At 73.0% G+C, this 16128-nt stretch carries 12 protein-coding genes; 5 read left to right on the forward strand and 7 right to left on the reverse strand.

Translation table 11 applies throughout. The features are described from left to right. Window positions 1-50: 50 nt before the first annotated feature. Window positions 51-1007, reverse strand: a complete 957-nt coding sequence (locus HEP81_RS04405) for a hypothetical protein (protein WP_037656941.1) — start codon at window positions 1005-1007, stop codon at window positions 51-53. 334 nt (window positions 1008-1341) lie between these two features. Here HEP81_RS04405 and HEP81_RS04410 point away from each other — a divergent pair, with 334 nt between their 5' ends. Continuing rightward, window positions 1342-2034 carry a class F sortase gene (locus HEP81_RS04410; protein ID WP_037656939.1) on the forward strand — a complete coding sequence of 231 codons (693 nt, stop codon included), beginning with the start codon at window positions 1342-1344 and terminating at the stop codon, window positions 2032-2034. A gap of 33 nt (window positions 2035-2067) precedes the next feature. Here the strand turns inward: HEP81_RS04410 and HEP81_RS04415 are convergent, their stop codons facing one another. Both HEP81_RS04415 and lysX read right to left on the reverse strand, forming a co-directional pair. Then, entirely contained in the window at window positions 2068-2910 is an 843-nt protein-coding gene (locus tag HEP81_RS04415; RefSeq protein ID WP_037656937.1) for a polysaccharide deacetylase family protein, read from the reverse strand. Between the two features lie 291 nt (window positions 2911-3201). Continuing rightward, window positions 3202-6471 (reverse strand): bifunctional lysylphosphatidylglycerol synthetase/lysine--tRNA ligase LysX, encoded by a 3270-nt coding sequence (lysX, locus tag HEP81_RS04420; RefSeq protein WP_037656935.1) that lies wholly within the window; start codon window positions 6469-6471, stop codon window positions 3202-3204. 103 nt (window positions 6472-6574) lie between these two features. On the opposite strand from lysX, the gene HEP81_RS04425 reads away from it, so the two are divergent. Continuing rightward, the gene (locus tag HEP81_RS04425; RefSeq protein ID WP_037656933.1) at window positions 6575-7045 is read left to right on the forward strand and encodes a universal stress protein; all 471 of its coding nucleotides are present in this window, start codon (window positions 6575-6577) and stop codon (window positions 7043-7045) included. On the opposite strand, the gene HEP81_RS04430 is transcribed toward HEP81_RS04425, so the two are convergent. Then, window positions 6981-8231 carry an MFS transporter gene (locus tag HEP81_RS04430; protein WP_243279286.1) on the reverse strand — a complete coding sequence of 417 codons (1251 nt, stop codon included), beginning with the start codon at window positions 8229-8231 and terminating at the stop codon, window positions 6981-6983. The genes HEP81_RS04425 and HEP81_RS04430 overlap by 65 nt on opposite strands. A gap of 122 nt (window positions 8232-8353) precedes the next feature. Here HEP81_RS04430 and HEP81_RS04435 point away from each other — a divergent pair, with 122 nt between their 5' ends. Beyond that, window positions 8354-9301, forward strand: coding sequence for a LysR family transcriptional regulator (locus HEP81_RS04435; protein ID WP_078967427.1), 948 nt, complete (start codon window positions 8354-8356; stop codon window positions 9299-9301). Between the two features lie 51 nt (window positions 9302-9352). After that, window positions 9353-10774: an amino acid permease gene (locus HEP81_RS04440; RefSeq protein ID WP_037656927.1), complete on the forward strand. Its 1422-nt coding sequence runs from the start codon at window positions 9353-9355 to the stop codon at window positions 10772-10774. Here HEP81_RS04440 and HEP81_RS04445 read toward each other — a convergent pair whose 3' ends face one another. Then, window positions 10775-11902: a CapA family protein gene (locus tag HEP81_RS04445; RefSeq protein ID WP_037656925.1), complete on the reverse strand. Its 1128-nt coding sequence runs from the start codon at window positions 11900-11902 to the stop codon at window positions 10775-10777. It abuts the gene before it with no gap. Window positions 11903-12319: 417 nt separating this feature from the next. Here HEP81_RS04445 and HEP81_RS04450 point away from each other — a divergent pair, with 417 nt between their 5' ends. Then, window positions 12320-12835 carry a hypothetical protein gene (locus HEP81_RS04450; RefSeq protein ID WP_037656924.1) on the forward strand — a complete coding sequence of 172 codons (516 nt, stop codon included), beginning with the start codon at window positions 12320-12322 and terminating at the stop codon, window positions 12833-12835. A 224-nt stretch (window positions 12836-13059) separates the two neighbouring features. Here the strand turns inward: HEP81_RS04450 and HEP81_RS04455 are convergent, their stop codons facing one another. Together HEP81_RS04455 and HEP81_RS04460 are read right to left on the reverse strand one after the other, a co-directional pair. Then, window positions 13060-13923 (reverse strand): Fpg/Nei family DNA glycosylase, encoded by an 864-nt coding sequence (locus HEP81_RS04455; protein ID WP_037656923.1) that lies wholly within the window; start codon window positions 13921-13923, stop codon window positions 13060-13062. 78 nt (window positions 13924-14001) lie between these two features. Continuing rightward, window positions 14002-16071: a SpoIIE family protein phosphatase gene (locus HEP81_RS04460; RefSeq protein WP_037656922.1), complete on the reverse strand. Its 2070-nt coding sequence runs from the start codon at window positions 16069-16071 to the stop codon at window positions 14002-14004. Window positions 16072-16128 lie beyond the last annotated feature (57 nt).

Below are 16128 nucleotides of genomic sequence, written 5' to 3' on the forward strand. Positions count from 1 at the left end.
GCGGCCCGCGCACAGTGGCCGCCGGTCCGGGCGTTTCTCGGGGTTTCCCCTCAGGCCCGCCGCTCACCCCTGCGGCGCAGCCAGTACGCCCCGCCGCCGATCAGGGCCACGCCGACCAGACCGCCGCCGATGGCCATGTCCGTGGTCGTCGCGCCGCTGGTCCGGCTGCCGCCGAGCCCGCCGTTGACCCCACCGATCACCGTGAAGGCCCGGGGCCGGGTGATGGTGCGGCCGTCGCAGCGCACGGAGATGTCGTACCGGCCCGCGCGGGCGTTGCGGTTGACGTAGACGACTCCGCGCGAGGTGTCGTCCCGGAAGGGCGTCAGCGGGGCCGTGCGGAAGGCGCGGGAGGCCATCTCGCCGCCGCGCCGGCAGCCCTGCACGGTGACCGTCAGCCGGCCCCCGGCCGCGACCACGCTCGGTGAGACGACGATGTTGCGCAGCCCGTTGTCACCGCCGGGCCCGTTGCCGAAGTCACCGCCGAGGCCGCCCTCGCCGCGTCCGAAATCGTCGCCCCGGCCATTGCCGAAGTCATCGCCCCGGCCATTGCCGCTGATACGGCCGTTGCCGCTGATGGTGCCGTTGAAGTGGCCCTCGAAACGGCCGTTCCCGTTGAAGCCGCCGTTCCCGTTGAAATTCCCGTTCCCGTTCCCGAAGTCGCCGTTCCCGTTGCCGAAGTTGCCGCCTCCGCCTCCGCCTCTGTTCCCGTTGCCATTGCCGAAGTTGCCGCCCCCGCCTCCGCCGCCCCCTCCGCCGTTGCCGAAGTTCCCGCCTCCGCCACCCCCGCCACCGCCACCGAGATTTCCGCCCCCGCCACCGATTCCGACATTGCCGTTCCCGAAGTTGCCGACACCGGTACCGGGACCGACGATGGTCCCCGAGCCGGCGCCCGTGCCTCCCGTGGTGCCGCCCCCGTTGCCCATGCCGTCCGCGACGGCCACGGGGGCGGCGAGCCCGAGCACGGCCACCGCGGTGCACGCGGCCGCCAGGGCGCGTTGGTTTCGCATGTGATCCTCCGCGGAAGGCACCCCGGGGCCCGTCCCCGGTCGATCGGCGAGAAAGCACCTCCCAGCTCAGACCCTCGGGTGAACGGAACACGCCCGCATGTCGAGAATGCTCCGTCCTGGTGATCCGACACTCCGCACGACAACCTGACAATCGGATATAGCCGCAGGTCACGGACCGTCAGAAAATTCCTGGGAACGGCAACTCGGATGGCGCACCACGAGGGTGACGGGCCACCCGTTCGCCACTCGGCCCGTCGCCGGGTGCCCGTGCGGGACTTAGCTTTTTCCCATGCGCAACGCAGGGGACGACCGACGCTTGGAGACGGGACGGCGCATGTCCGCGCCCCGGCTGTACCAGCCGCCCCGGCTCGCCGAGGAGGACGAGGACGACGCCGTACGGCGCCGGCGGCGCGCACCGTGGGGTGTGATGGCGCTGCTGCTGCTCTCCGGTCTGGCACTTCTCCGCAACGGCTCGGGCGAGTTCGACGTCGGCCCGCCGCAGCCCGCCTCGGCGGCGGCCCCGGACACCCGCACCCCGCAGAGCCCGCAGCCCACCGGGCCCGTACCGCTGACGTTCTCCGCGGCGGACCGGGTGCGGATCCCGGCGATCCATGTGGACGCGCCGGTCACCCCCGTGGGCCTGGACCCGACCGGCGCGGTGAGCGCGCCGCCGCCCGAGGACCCCGATCTGGCGGGCTGGTTCACCGGCGCGGTCTCCCCGGGTGAGAAGGGCACCTCGGTCATCGTCGGCCATGTCGACAACCAGCAGGGCCCCGCCGTGTTCTACGGACTCGGGGCCCTGAAGAAGGGGAACCGCGTCGAGGTCCTGCGCAAGGACGGCAGGACGGCGGTGTTCGAGATCTACGGCGTCGAGGTCTTCTCCAAGGCCGGCTTCCCCGGCGACCGGGTGTACGGCTCGAAGGGCACCCCGGAACTGCGGGTCATCACCTGCGGCGGTGGTTTCTCCAAGCAGAACGGCTACGACGGCAATGTCGTCGTCTTCGCCCGCCTGGTCGCGGTCACCTGAACCACCGCGGCCCGGCGGGCGGTCGGGCGGGGGTCAGACGCGCCGGGTCGGCACCGTGAGGTGGTATCCGCTGTCGAGCAGATAGGGCAGCCACTCCTGGATGGCCTCCACGGTCTGCGAACGGTCGCCCCCGGCGTCGTGCGAGAGGATCACCACGCCCGGCGCGGCGCCGCTCTCCACCCGGTCGATGATGACGTCGGTGCCGGGCGTGTCCCAGTCGGTGGTGTCGACGGTCCAGGCCATCGGCTCCATGCCCATCTCGGCGCCGAGCTGGAAGGCGGCCTTGTTCCAGGCGCCGTAGGGGGCGCGGAACCATTGTGGAAGGTCGCCGTAGAACTTCTCGATGATGTGACTGGTGCGTTCCATCTCGGACTTGATCTCGGAGCGGTCGAGGGTGGTCAGCAGGGGATGCGTCCAGGTGTGGTTGCCGACGACATGGCCGTCCTCCGCCATCCGGGCCACCAGGTGCGGGTTGGCCTCGACGCACTCGCCGCACAGGAAGAACATCGCCCGTACGCCGTGCTTGGCGAGGGTGTCCAGGATGTGCGGGGTGTAATCGGGATTGGGGCCGTCGTCGAAGGTGAGCATCATCTGCCGGCCGTGCTCGGAGATCCGGAAGATGGGTTCGGTGCGCACCTTCAGCTTGCGCGGCGCGGAGTGCGGCGGGGCGCCTCCGGTCAGCGGCCGGAGCCGGAAGGCGGAGGACTTCAGGGGCGCCTGGCGGGCCTGGGGGCCGGGGGCGGGCGCGGGGGCGGCGATCCGGGCGCCCTCCTCGTCGCTGCCCGCCACGATGAGTCCCGCGGTGCCGGCCGCGCCCAGGGCGGCGGCACCGGCGAGGAGCAGGCGACGGCGTGTGAACAACTGATCTTTCTGCATGACTCATCAGTCGCCCCACAAGGGGTCGCCGCACCGTAACGGCACGGCGTGCGGGCGGTATTTCCACCCGGTCGGACCAGCGGGGGCAGCGCCTCCGCGGCACCCGCGGGGCGGCTCCGACAGCCCTTCGGCCGGCACGGACATCGTCAGGACAACGGTCAAGGGGGCGAGCCGAGTTGGCGCCGCCGGGGGGAGCGCGCAGGCGGTGGTGCCGTGCCGCGGGGTCTGGACGCGTCCCGGCGGTCGCGCCGCCGGCCTTCGCCAGGACCGCCCCGGCCCCCGAGGCCGGGCTCAGCGGCGGCGCACCAGCGGGAACGGCAGGGTCTCCCGGATCGTGAGGCCGGTGAGGAACATGACGAGCCGGTCGACGCCGAGGCCGAGGCCGCCGGTCGGGGGCATCGCGTAGTCCAGGGCCTGAAGGAAGTCCTCGTCCAGTTCCATGGCCTCCGGGTCACCGCCCGCCGCCCGCAGCGACTGCTCGGTGAGCCTGCGGCGCTGTTCGACGGGGTCGGTCAACTCGGAGTAGGCGGTGCCGAGTTCGGTGCCGAAGGCGACGAGGTCCCAGCGTTCGGCGAGCCGGGGGTCGGTGCGGTGCTGCCGGGTCAGCGGGGAGACGGCGGTCGGGAAGTCCTTGTAGAAGGTGGGCAGTTGGGTGCGCTCCTCGACCAGGCGCTCGTACATCTCCAGGACGACGTCGGCGGGTTGGTCGTCCGCCGTGTACGGCACCTTGGCGCGGTCGCACAGCCGGTGCAGGCGCAGCAGTTCGGTGCCGGGGCCGATCTCCTCGCCGAGGGCCTCGGACAGGGCGCCGTAGACCGTCTTCACCGGCCAGGGCCCGGAGATGTCGTACTCCTCGGTGCCTCTGCGGGCCACCGGGGCGCCGTGGGCGGCGGTGGCGGCGCCCTGGATCAGTTCGCGGGCGAGGTCGAGCATCACGTCGTAGTCGGCGTACGCCTGATACGCCTCCAGCATGGTGAACTCGGGGTTGTGCTTGGGCGACACGCCCTCGTTGCGGAAGGTGCGGCCGAGTTCGAAGACCTTCTCCAGGCCCCCCACGCACAGCCGCTTGAGGTACAGCTCGGGGGCGATGCGCAGATACAGATCGAGGTCGTAGGCGTTGCTGTGGGTGGTGAAGGGACGGGCGTTGGCGCCGCCGTGGATCCGCTGGAGCACCGGGGTCTCGACCTCGACGTAGCCGCGGCCGAGCAGTCCCTGGCGCAGGGCTCCGACGGCGGCGGAGCGGGCGCGGAGCACGGCACGGGCGCTGGGCCGGGTGACCAGGTCGAGGTGGCGCAGCCGGACCCTGGCCTCGGGGTCGGTCAGGCCCCGGCGCTTGTCGGGCAGCGGGCGCAGGCACTTGCCGGTGAGCTGCCAGGCGGTGGCGAAGACGGTGGGCTCGCCCCGGTCGCTGAGGCCGCTCGTCCCGGTGACGGTGATGTGGTCGCCGACGTCGGCGTCGGCGGTGAAGCGGGCGAGGGCGGCGCCGCAGCCCTCGCGGGTGAGGGCGATCTGGTGGTCGCCGGACCAGTCGCGGAGCACGGCGAAGACGATCCCGCCGAGGTCGCGGACCAGCATGATCCGCCCGGCGACGGTGACCCGCTCGCCGGGCGGAACGTCGGCGAGGGCATGGGTCGGGGGGCGGACCCCGACGGGGTAGGGGTCGGTGCCCTCGGCGCGCAGCCGGTCGAGCTTGTGGTGGCGGACGCGGACCTGGTCGGGCAGCCCCGCGTCCGGGTCGGCGGGCGCTGCGCCGGTGTCCGGGGCGGGCGCGGTCGTGAGCGGCGGGGTGAGGGGCGCGGGCGGCCGGCCGGTCGTGCGGTGCCCCTTGCCCCACAGGGTGCGCAGGGACGGTACGGGGACGAAGCCCTCGGCGATGCCGGAGGCCAGGCCGATCCGGGCGAGGGAGGCGGTCTCGCCGTAGCAGATGAAGCGCGGGTACCACTCGGGGTGGTACTTGGCGTTGGAGCGGTACAGGGCCTCCAGCTGCCACCAGCGGGAGAAGAACAGCAGCAGCCGGCGCCAGAGCCGCAGGACGGGCCCGGCGCCGATCCGGGCGCCCTCCTCGAAGACCGAGCGGAACACGGCGAAGTTCAGGGAGATCCTGCGGATGCCCAACTTCGGTGCGGCGGCGCACAGTTCGGTGACCATGAACTCCATCACGCCGTTGGGCGCGGCGCGGTCGCGGCGCATCAGGTCCAGGGAGACGCCGTCGGTGCCCCAGGGCACGAAGGAGAGCAGCGCGAGCAGTCGGCGGTCCTCGCCGCAGGCCTCGACGAGCAGGCAGTCGCCGTCGGCGGGGTCGCCGAGGCGGTCCAGGGCCATGGAGAAGCCGCGTTCGGTCTCGGTGTCGCGCCAGGCGTCGGCCCGGTCGACGATCTCCTCCATCTCCCGTTCGCCGAGCGCGGCGTGGCGGCGGATGCGGCAGGTGGCGCCGGTGCGGCGGACCCGGTGCACGGCCTGCCGGGTGACGCGCATGTCCCGGCCGTCCAGATCGAACCCGGCGACGTGCAGGATCGCCTCGTCGCCGAGCTGGAGGGCGCCGAGGCCCGCGCGGGCGTAGGCGCGGGCGCCGTCCTCGGAGGCGCCCATCACGGCGGGCACCCAGGCGTAGCGGCGGGCCAGATCCAGCCAGGCGGCGATGGCGTGCGGCCAGGCCTCCGGGTCGCCGACGGGATCGCCGCTGGCCAGGCACACCCCGACCTCGACGCGGTAGGTGACGGCGGCCTTGCCGCTGGGCGAGAAGACGACGGCCTTGTCGCGGCGGGTGGCGAAGTAGCCGAGCGAGTCGCGGTCGCCGTAACGCGCGAGCAGGGCGCGGACGCGGGCCTCCTCGTCGCCGTGCAGGGCGGCCTCCAGGCGCTGCGAACGGAACAGTGTGGCGGCTGCGTTGAGCAGGGCGAGGGCGCCGAGCAGGCCGAGCACGAAGGTGACCGCGCGGGGCGGGTGTCCGGCGAAGGAGCTGCTGGAGACGAGGCCGCCGCAGACCCGGTCGGCGGCCCAGGCCAGGTGCTCGTCGGCCGGGAGGGTGCCCGGGAACAGCAGGACCAGACCCCAGCCGAGCAGGATCGCGACGGCGAGCCCGCCGAGCAGCACGGCGAGGGCGCGCCACACCGCGCCGCGGCGGGAGGCGGCGTAGAACTCGCCCCGGGCCACCAGCAGCAGGGCCAGCAGCAGGCCGCACGGGATCAGGGAGGGCAGGGACTGGGCGTACAGGCCGAGGGCGAGGCCGAGCGCGTCGCTGAGGACGAGCAGGCCCAGGTAGACGACGACCAGCCACCAGGCGACCTTCTTGCGGGCGGCGGTGGCCCCGGCCAGCAGGAACAGGAAGACCGCGTAGGCGAGGTTGGCGCTGATGGGGACCAGCAGCAGATCGATGCCCCGGACGAGCGGACGCAGCACCCGGCGCAGGGGCTCCACCAGCGCGATCGCCGCGCACAGCAGCCCCAGTGCGGCGAACAGCCCCCCGAACGCCTCGGGCACCCGGCCGAGCCGCCCGCCGCCGGCCGGGGGGTGCTCCCCCGCGCCGTCCCTGCGTGCGGCGGGCTCCGCGGTGGCGGTCATGGTTCCGACTGTAGGGAGGGGGGCGGGGGGTGCGCGCGTCGAGGCGTGATCTCCGTACGCCCTGGCGGTCCACAGGAAGCAACGGTTCCGATAACCTCGGGACGTGACGGAGCAGCACGAAGAGCATGCGCAGCAGTTCGAACGGGGCACGGACGGGCCGAAGGTGATCCTCGTCGGCGTGGACGGCTCCGAGTCCTCGATGCGCGCCGCCGCGTACGCGGGCGGTCTGGCCCGGCGGCAGCACGCGCTGCTCGCGGTGGTGTACGTGCAGCCGGTGCTGGCCGCCGGGGCGGCGCTCGGGGCGCCGGTGATGGAGACGACCGACGAGATCGCCGATGACCTGGTGGCGCAGATCCGGGACGCGGCCGAGCGGGTCCGCGGGATATTCGAGGTGCGCTGGGAGTTCCACACCTTCCGCGGCGACCCCTACGCCGGACTGGTGACGGCCGCCGAGGAGCTGAAGGCGGACGCGGTGGTGGTGGGCGCCTCGGAGCAGGCGGGGCACCGGATCATCGGGTCGGTGGCGGTGCGGCTGGTGAAGGCGGGACGGTGGCCGGTGACGGTCGTTCCGTAGCGGCCGGGCGGGGCCACAGCAGCAGCGGCGTGGCGAGCAGCAGCGCCCCGGCGAGGCCGAGCGCGGTGCGCGCGCCGAGGAGGGCGGCGAGCAGCCCCCACAGCGCGGTGAGCGCGGCCGTGACCGCCTTGCCGGTGACCGACCAGGCGGCCAGGACGCGGGCCACCCGGTCGTTCGGGGTCATCTCCAGGCGCTCGGTGACGAGGAGCGGGTTGAAGATGCCGCAGCAGGTGATCAGTCCGGCCTCGACGACCATCACCACCAGCAGTCCGCTCGGGCCGGGCCCGACGAAGGCGAGGCCGATCGGCCAGCAGGCGCGCAGGACGCCCGAGGCGCGCAGCACCCGGTGTCTGCCGTACCGGGTGGCGAGCGGGCGGGCCAGCCGGGAGCCGAGCAGTCCGCCGAGGCAGGGCACGGCGAAGGCGAGGCCGTACTGCCAGGGCGTGAAGCCGAGGCGGCCGAGCATGAGGACCGCGAGGACCGGTGAGCCGGCCATGATCAGCGCGTTGTTCAGCAGCACGTTGAAGAACAGCGGGCGCAGGGCGCGGCTGGTGAGCAGGTGCCGCCAGCCGTCGAGCAGCTCTCCGGCGCGGGGTGTGCCGGGGCGCTCGGGGACGGTCTCCTCGCGGCCGATGGCGCGGATGCCGAACGCGGAGAGCAGATAGCTGACGGCGTCCGCGGCGACCGTGGTCACCGGTCCGAGCAGCCCGACGAGGGCGCCGCCGACCGGGGGGCCGAGCACGCTGGCGGTCCAGGTGGTGGACTCGAATCTGCCGGCGGCGGTCAGCAGGCCGTCGGGCGGCACGAGCGCTTTGAGGTGGGCGCCGGAGGCGGCGGTGAAGGTGATGTCGGCGGCCGCGACGACCACGGAGACCACGAGGAGCTGCCCGAAGCCCAGCGTCCCGAGCGCGTAGGCGGCGGGCAGGGTGAGCAGCGCGGCCCCGCGTACGAGGTCCGCGGTGATCATCACCGGCCGTTTGCGGCGGAACTCGATCCAGGGTCCGAGCGGTACGGCGGCCACCGCGCCGACGGCCACGCCGACCGAGGCGAGCAGCGAGACCTGGGCGGCGCCCGCGTGCAGCACGATGACCGCGATCAGCGCCAGCGCGTCGAACGCGAGCCAGGTACCGAAGGTACTGACCGTGTACGCGGCCCACAGCCACCCGAACCGCCGACCCAGCTTCATCCACAACCTCCCGTTGCCCCGGGACATGAAAACCACCAGGTGGGGTGCGTATCAAACAACCGGGAAGACGCCGGCCACAACCACAGGTTGTACAGCGAGGGGCGGTGGCTACGATGACGGGCGTGGATCTCAAGGCCGTACGCACCTTCGTCGCCGTGGCGGACACCGGGCAGTTCCAGGAGGCGTCGGCCGTCCTCGGCATCACCCAGCAGGCCGTCTCCAAGCGGATCGCGGCACTGGAGAAGGAGCTGGGGGTACGGCTGTTCACCCGGACCGCGCGCGGGGCGCGGCCGACCATCGACGGGCAGGCGTTCCTGCCGCACGCCCGCGAGCTGCTGCTGGCCGAGGAACGCGCCGCGGCCTCGGTACGGCCGGGCCGGCGGGCGCTGCGGGTCGATGTGGTCGGGGCCCGGCTCGGCCCCGCGGGGCTGCTGCGCGACTTCCACCGGGCGCATCCGGAGACCGCCCTGGACGTGGTGACGCTGTTCGACGCGGACACGGCCGTTGCCGCCGTGCGCGCGGGCACCATCGACGCGACCTTCCGCGCGGTGGGCACCCGGCTGCCCGAGGGGCTGCGGGCGGCCCGGGTCTTCGACGAGCCGGTGCAGCTGCTCACCGGCCCCCGGCACCCGCTGGCCGGGGCTCGCTCGGTGACCCCGGCGCAGCTGGCCGGGCACCGGATCTGGATGCCGGGCCTGGTGGCCGGCACCGAGTGGGCCGCCTACTACGCGGCGCTGGCCGCCGAGTTCGGGCTGACCATCGACTCGGTGGGCCCCGACTTCGGCTCGGAGGCGCTGCTCGACACGGTCGCGGACTCCGCCTCGCTGGCCACCCTGGTCGCCGAGGGCATCCGGCTGGTGTGGCCGCAAGGCCACGATCTGCGGCGGATCCCGCTCACCGACCCGACGCCGGTCTATCCGCACTCCCTGGTGTGGGACGCGGCGAACACGCATCCGGGGCTCGCCGCGCTGCGCGCCCATCTCGCCGAGCGGCCGCTCGCCCGCCCGTCCTCGCGTGCGTGGACCCCGGCCTGGGCCGTGCGTGGCGCCTTCCCTGCGCGGCGCCCCTGAGCCATCATGAGCCGCCGTCAGCCGTTTGCCGTCGGCGAAGAGGTGAGGCGTATGGCAAGACTCCGCGCGGGTGAGGGCATTCTCCGCCGCAAACCCATCGAGCACATCGAGGAGACGGAGGTCGGCGAGGGGCCCCGCCTTGAGCGGTCCCTCGGGCTGTGGCAGCTCACCGCGATCGGCGTCGGCGGCATCATCGGCGCCGGTATCTTCACCCTCGCCGGTACGGTCGCCAACGGCACGGCCGGGCCCGCGGTGCTGGTGTCCTTCCTGATCGCCGGTGCGGCGAGCGCGTGCGCGGCGCTGTCGTACGCCGAGTTCGCGGGGCTCATCCCGAAGGCGGGTTCGGCGTACACCTACGGCTACGCGGTGCTCGGTGAGTTCGCGGGCTGGTTCATCGGCTGGGACCTGCTGCTGGAGTACACGGCGATCGTGGCGGTGGTCGCGATCGGCATCTCCGGCTACTTCGGCTTCCTGGTCGAGCAGATGGGCGCGAAGCTGCCGCACTGGATGCTGGGCGCGCCCGGCACCGGCGCCGGGCACCGGGTGGACCTGTTCGCGGTACTGCTCTGCTTCCTGATCGCCTGGCTGCTCACCCTCGGCATCCGCAGCGCGGCCCGCTTCGAGACGATCGTGGTCGGGGTGAAGGTGCTGGTGGTGCTGCTGGTCATCGGGGTGGGCCTGTTCCACATCGACAGCGCGAACTACCACCCGTTCTTCCCGTACGGGATCAGCGGCGCGTTCACGGGTGCGGCGACGGTGTTCTTCGCGGTGTTCGGCTACGACGCGATGTCGACCGCCGCCGAGGAGTCCAAGGACGCGCAGCGGCACATGCCGAGGGCGATCATCTACTCGCTGGTGATCGCCATGGTGCTGTACGTGGCGGCCTGTCTGGTGCTGACCGGTATGCAGAACTACAAGTACATCGACAAGGAGAGCGGGTTCAGTACGGCCTTCAAGTCGGTCGGGCTCAACGCGCTCGCGGACGTGATCGCGGTGGGCGCCATCATCGGCATTCTTACTGTCATGTTCACGTTCATGCTGGGGGTCACTCGTGTCTGGTTCTCCATGTCCCGGGACGGGCTGCTGCCCCGCTGGTTCGCCAAGACGCACCCGACGCGGCATGTGCCGACCCGGGTGACCTGGATCGTCGGGGCGGCGTCCGCGCTGATCGCCGGGTTCCTGCCGATCGGGGAGGCGGCCGAGCTCACCAACATCGGGATCCTGCTGGCGTTCGTGGTGGTCTGCGTGGCGGTGATCGTGCTGCGCCGGCGGCGCCCGGACCTGCCGCGCGCCTTCCGTACGCCGTGGGTGCCGTTCGTGCCCGCGCTGGGTGTCGTCTTCTCGATCTGGCTGATCACGTTCCTCCAGTGGCAGACCTGGGTGCGGTTCGCGGTGTGGTTCGTGATCGGCTGCGTCGTCTACTTCACCTACTCCTACAAGCGTTCGGCGCTGGCCGAGCGGACCACCGACTGATCACTCCCCCATGACCAGGCCGTCCTGGGCGGCGCCCCGGCTGAGCACCACGTCCCGGATCCGGTCCCGGACCCCGGCGAGGTCGGCCCCGCCCGCGACGGCCCGGTCCACGTCGACCACACGCCCGGCGTCGAGGTCGTACAGCTGCGGCACGAACTCGGCCCGCGTCACCCGCCAGCGCTCGCCGGACCGCGCGGGCGGGGCGAAGGTGAAGCGGGCGAGGGTGGACTCATTGCCGCGCGGGTCCCGGGAGCCGTTGCCGTCATCCAGTTCGCCGGAGATCTGGTCGCCGAGGCCGTAGACCACCCAGGTGCCGTTGACCTTCTCGTACGGCTGCGGGACATGGGTGTGGGCGCCGAGGATCAGGTCGATGTCCGGGCGGTGTCCGTCAGTGGCCGCGGTCAGCCTGCGGGCGAGGGCGGCCTGGTCCTCGGTGGGGGCGTCGTCTCCATTGGTGCCCCAGTGCAGGGAGAGGACGACCACATCGGCGCCGGCCTTGCGGGCGGCGCGGGCATCGGCGGTGATCCGGTCGGCGTCGATCGGACCGAGCGCCCAGGGCTGCCCGTTCGGCAGCGGCTGCTCGGTGTCGAAGGTGTACGACAGCTGCGCGACCGTGGCGGAACCGGCGCGGTAGAGGGCCGGCCGCCGGGACTCGTCCGCGCTGCGGGCGGTACCGACGTGCTTGAGGCCCGCCGCGTCCAGCGTGTCGAGGGCCCCCCGGATGCCGTCGGCGCCGTTGTCCAGGGCGTGTTCGGAGGCGGTTGCGCAGCCGTCGTAGCCGGTCATGGCGAGGTCCTGGGCGAGCTGCGGCGGGGCCAGCGGGGCCGCGCCCCCGGCGCCGTCCTCCAGGTGGCACAGCGCCAGATCGGCGTCGTGGACGAGGGGTTCGACGCCGGAGAGCATGGGCCGGAAGTCGTAGCCGCCACCGGAGGCGTCGGAGGAGGCGCGTTCGAGGACGGCGGGGTGGGTGAGGATGTCGCCGGTAGCGACGAGGGTGAAGCCGCGGCCCCCGGGCGGCCCGGCGGCTCCCCTTCGGCCGGAGTCCTGGCGGGCCTGCTGGGAGCAGGCGGCCGCCGCCGTGAGGACAACGGTCAGGGCCAGGGCCACCTGGTGTCTGCGTCCGATCATCGGCTCACCCCTCGGGATCTGCGTCAGCACCTCAGTACGGCTGTCGTATTTACCGACCTTGCCGTGACGGGCATATGGGTATGAAGCCGACTCTCCGTCCAAACGGGCCGGGTCCTCTCATTGACCCATCCGGTGCCTCCACAAGGGGCCGCCGGGCGGCTGTGAAGACTCTCACGCCGCGGCGCCGGGACGCGTTTGCCCTCGTGTGCACCCGCGGGGCCGATGGGACGGAAGCGGCGCGCGCCCTCACCGTTCCGCCCGGTACCGTGATGAAACCGGGGGTCAGGTCAAACCTTGGCAAAGCGCCTTGCTGTGAGCCCCGTCGGGGCAATGGGCTGTCCTCATCCGCGTTCCGGGCGAGGGCGGGTCCCCGGGGATCGGGCGACCCGTACGCACCGGAGGAAGGGCAGGAAGGAAATGCCGCACACAGGTCACGAGAGCACCGACGGCGCGGACGGCGTCGGTGGTGAACTGGTCGTCCCCATGGCGTGGTTGTACGCCGAGTACATCGCCGACGAGCTGCTGCGCACCGGCGATCTGATGCCGCCGACGTCCTTCGAGTTCCGGGCGGGCCGGGACGCGCTGGCGCTGACCGTCTTCCTGTCCGACACCGAGGGGGAGCTGTCCGGCATCCGGGTCGTCTCCCAGCTGGAGAACTGGCTGTCGCTGACCGCCTGCGATCATCCGTGGCAGGACTGGGTCCGCACCCGGATGGCCGACCTGACCGCCCGCGCCGCCGGCTTCCCCTCCCCCGACCTGGCCCTCGCCCAGGACGCCTGGCGCTGGCTGGAAGAGACCGAACTCCTGGCCACCGACCTGGACGCGGTACCGGGCACCGGCACCCCGGCCGACGAGGACGACGGCCCGAAGGTGTGGACCCCCGCGTGGCAACTGGGGCTGCCGCTGGGGCACTTGGCGATCCATCTGTTCTGAGGCCGGGGCCCGTTCGACCGCTCCGAGGCTCGGTGGGGGCCGGGTCCGACCGACCGGCACGAGGGCGGGTCCTCGCCGCGGGGCGCGGGCAGCCGATTGCGGGCCCCGGAGGCGTCTCGGCCGTGGTCGCGCCCGCCCCGGCGGGCCAGGACGACCGTCGGGCGCGGGCCTTGCGCCGCCGTTCGCGTCATCGGGCCGCGGCCGCGAGCACCGCCGCCCGCCCCTCACTTCAGCAGGCGGGACAGTCTTCGGTCCGCCAGGGGTTTGCCGCCCGTCTGGCAGGTGGGGCAGTACTGGAGGGAGGAGTCGCTGAAGGAGACCTCGCGGATGGTGTCGCCGCAGACCGGGCAGGGTTCGCCGGTGCGGCCGTGGACACGCAGTCCGCTCTTCTTCTCGGACTTCAGCCGGCCCGCGGCCACGCCCCGGGAGCGTTCGACCGCCTCGGTGAGGGTGCCGCGCAGCGCGTCGTAGAGGTGGCGGGTCTCCTCCGGGGTGAGGGAGGCGGCGAGCTTGAAGGGGGACATCTTCGCGGCGTGCAGGATCTCGTCGCTGTACGCGTTGCCGACCCCCGCGATCAGGGACTGGTCCCGCAGGGCCCCCTTGAGCTGCCGTCTCTCGCCCGCGAGGAGAGCCGCGAAGCGGGCCTCGTCGAAGTCCGCGGCCAGTGGGTCGGGGCCGAGGCGGGCGATCCCCGGCACCTGCGCCGGATCGCGGACCACGTACACCGCGAGCCGCTTTTGCGTGCCGGCCTCGGTGAGGTCGAAGCCCTCGCCGGTCTCCAGCGCCACCCGCAGCGCGAGCGGACCCTTGCCCGGCTTGGGCGGTCGGTCCGGCAACCGGTCCCGCCACTGGAGCCAGCCGGCCCGGGCCAGATGCGTCACCAGGTGCAGCCCGCTGTCGGCCACGAGGTCCAGGAACTTGCCGTGCCGGCGCACCTCGGTCACCCGGGCGCCCTCCAGGGCGGTGACGGGAGGGTCGTACGTCTTCAGCACGCTGACGGCGACCGGCAGCACCCGCGCCACCCGGGCGCCCACCAGGTGCTCGGTGAGGAAATCCGTCAGCGCTTCCACCTCGGGCAGTTCCGGCATACGTCCAGAGTGCCACCCAGCACCGACAACACTCCCCGGCCCACCCGGTCGGCCCGCGCCCACTCGGCGGTCACCCGTTCAGCCGTCGTCCAGCCGGAACTCGCACCACACCGCCTTGCCGCTGCCCCGCGCCTCAACGCCCCAGTCGTCGGCCAGCATGTCCACCAGCAGCAGCCCCCGCCCGGACACGCCCTCCTCGCCCGCGTCCCGGCGCCGGGGCAGGGCGCTGGAGGAGTCCTCCACCTCGATCCGCAGCCGGTGCCCGGCGCCGACGAGGGAGCGCAGGGTGACGATCGCCGCGCCCTCGGTGTGCACCAGGACATTGGTCATCAGCTCGTCCGCGGCCAGCTCGATCTCGTCCGCCCGCTCACCCGCGCCCCACGCCCGCACCGCCGATCTGATCATGTGCCGGGCCTGGGTGAGGGCCTCCGGGTCGCCGGGTGCCACATGCTGCTGGAGCCGGCCGCAGGCCCGCGCGGTCTCCGGCTCCCGGCGGCGCAGCAGAAGCAGGGCCACGTCGTCCTCGCCGCCGCGCTCCTCGGCCAGCTGGATCAGCCGGTCGGCGAGGTCGTCCACGTCCTCGGGCCCGGCGCAGACCTGCTCCGCCAGGCTCCGCATGCCGTCGTCCAGGTCGGCGCCGGGTTGTTCGACCAGGCCGTCGGTGCACAGCAACAGGGTCTCGCCCGGGTCGAGTTCGAGGGTGGAGACGGGATACTCCAGACCGCCGAACTCCGCCGAGAGCCCGAGCGGCAGCCCGCCCTCCACCTGGACCCGCCGGCATCCGCCGGGCCCGCGGATCAGCGGGTCGATGTGCCCGGCGCGCACCACCTGCACCACCCCCGTGGACAGGTCGGCCTCCGCGTACAGACAGGTGGCGAAGCGGTCGGTGTCCAGTTCGTGCAGGAAGACCGAGGCGCGGGCCATCACGGCGGCCGGGGTGTGCCCCTCGGCGGCGTAGGCGCGCAGCACGATCCGCAGCTGGCCCATGACGGCCGCCGCGTGGGTGTCATGGCCCTGGACGTCGCCGATGACCGCGCCGACCCGGCCGCCGGGCAGCGGGATCACGTCGTACCAGTCGCCGCCGATGTCCCGGCCGAGCGCGGCCGAACGGTAGCGCACGGCGATGTCGGCGCCCGGCACGTTCGGGATGGTGCGCGGCAGCATGGCCTGCTGGAGGCCCTGGGCCAGGTCCTTCTGCTGCTCGTAGAACATGGCCCGCTGGAGGCTCTGCGCGATGCTGCTGCCGAGCGCGACGAGGACGCCGCGCTCCTCGTCGGAGAAGCCGCGCCGGTCGCTGTAGAGCAGGCCCATCGCGCCGATCGGGCGGCCCTGCGCGATCAGCGGCAGATAGGCGGCGGAGGCGATGTCCAGATGGGTGATCTGGGGCCACAGGAGCGGGTACTCCTCGGCGAACTCCTCCGGCGTCTCCACGAACCGGGGGCTCAGTGTGCGTACGACCTCGCTCATGGGGTACGGCTCGTCGATCCGGTTCACCTGGGTGGCGGGTACGAAGCTGCCGGGCGGTGCCTCCGCGACGAGCCGGATCCGCCCGGCCTCCACCAGGGCCATCACAAAGCTGGCCGCGCCCAGGCGGCGGATGCCGTGGGTGTCCTTGAGCACGTCGATGACGTCCTGCACGGTACGGGCGTGCGCGAGGGCCGCGGAGACGACCTGGACGATGTTGGTCTGCTGCCGGAAGGCGAGTTCCTGCGCCGCGCGCATGCTGCGGGACGTGCTGTCGGCCAGTTCCTCGGTGGCGTCCCGCACGATGCCGACGACCCGGCGGGGCCGCCCGGAGTCGTCGCGGCGGATATAGCCCTGGGTGTGGGTCCAGCGCGGGGTGCCGTCGCGGCAGCGGATACAGAAGTAGGCGCCGTAGTTCTCGCCGCCCTCCTTGATGACCTGGGCGATGAGGGCGTCGAGCCGGGCCGCCTCGGGCTGCGGCACCCGCAGGACCAGGGATCCGGGGCGTCCGTCGAACTCCTCGGGCAGCAGGTCGAAGACCTCGTGCGCCTTGGCGTCCATGTGGAACAGGCCCTTGTCCAGGTCCCAGTCGAAGGTGCCCATGTGGTTGAGCGCCAGAATCGGGTCCGGGTGGGCGGGCCAGTCCTCCGGGAGTGACAGGGCACTCGCTCCCCGATCAGCCATGGGCCCACCTTGCCAGGATTCGCCGGATTCTTCGACCGGTCCCGGGGCCACGGCCCG

The sequence above is a fragment of the Streptomyces griseofuscus genome (assembly GCF_014673495.1).
GTDB lineage: Bacteria > Actinomycetota > Actinomycetes > Streptomycetales > Streptomycetaceae > Streptomyces > Streptomyces murinus.

What these genes read in the sequence shown, in the direction of transcription:
- HEP81_RS04410 (WP_037656939.1), top strand. Translation starts at nt 1,342, where the DNA reads ATGTCCGCGCCCCGGCTGTACCAGCCGCCCCGGCTCGCCGAGGAGGAC.
- lysX (WP_037656935.1), bottom strand. Translation starts at nt 6,471, where the DNA reads ATGACCGCCACCGCGGAGCCCGCCGCACGCAGGGACGGCGCGGGGGAG.
- HEP81_RS04430 (WP_243279286.1), bottom strand. Translation starts at nt 8,231, where the DNA reads ATGAAGCTGGGTCGGCGGTTCGGGTGGCTGTGGGCCGCGTACACGGTC.
- HEP81_RS04415 (WP_037656937.1), bottom strand. Translation starts at nt 2,910, where the DNA reads ATGCAGAAAGATCAGTTGTTCACACGCCGTCGCCTGCTCCTCGCCGGT.
- HEP81_RS04405 (WP_037656941.1), bottom strand. Translation starts at nt 1,007, where the DNA reads ATGCGAAACCAACGCGCCCTGGCGGCCGCGTGCACCGCGGTGGCCGTG.
- HEP81_RS04445 (WP_037656925.1), bottom strand. Translation starts at nt 11,902, where the DNA reads ATGATCGGACGCAGACACCAGGTGGCCCTGGCCCTGACCGTTGTCCTC.
- HEP81_RS04450 (WP_037656924.1), top strand. Translation starts at nt 12,320, where the DNA reads ATGCCGCACACAGGTCACGAGAGCACCGACGGCGCGGACGGCGTCGGT.
- HEP81_RS04460 (WP_037656922.1), bottom strand. Translation starts at nt 16,071, where the DNA reads ATGGCTGATCGGGGAGCGAGTGCCCTGTCACTCCCGGAGGACTGGCCC.
- HEP81_RS04440 (WP_037656927.1), top strand. Translation starts at nt 9,353, where the DNA reads ATGGCAAGACTCCGCGCGGGTGAGGGCATTCTCCGCCGCAAACCCATC.
- HEP81_RS04455 (WP_037656923.1), bottom strand. Translation starts at nt 13,923, where the DNA reads ATGCCGGAACTGCCCGAGGTGGAAGCGCTGACGGATTTCCTCACCGAG.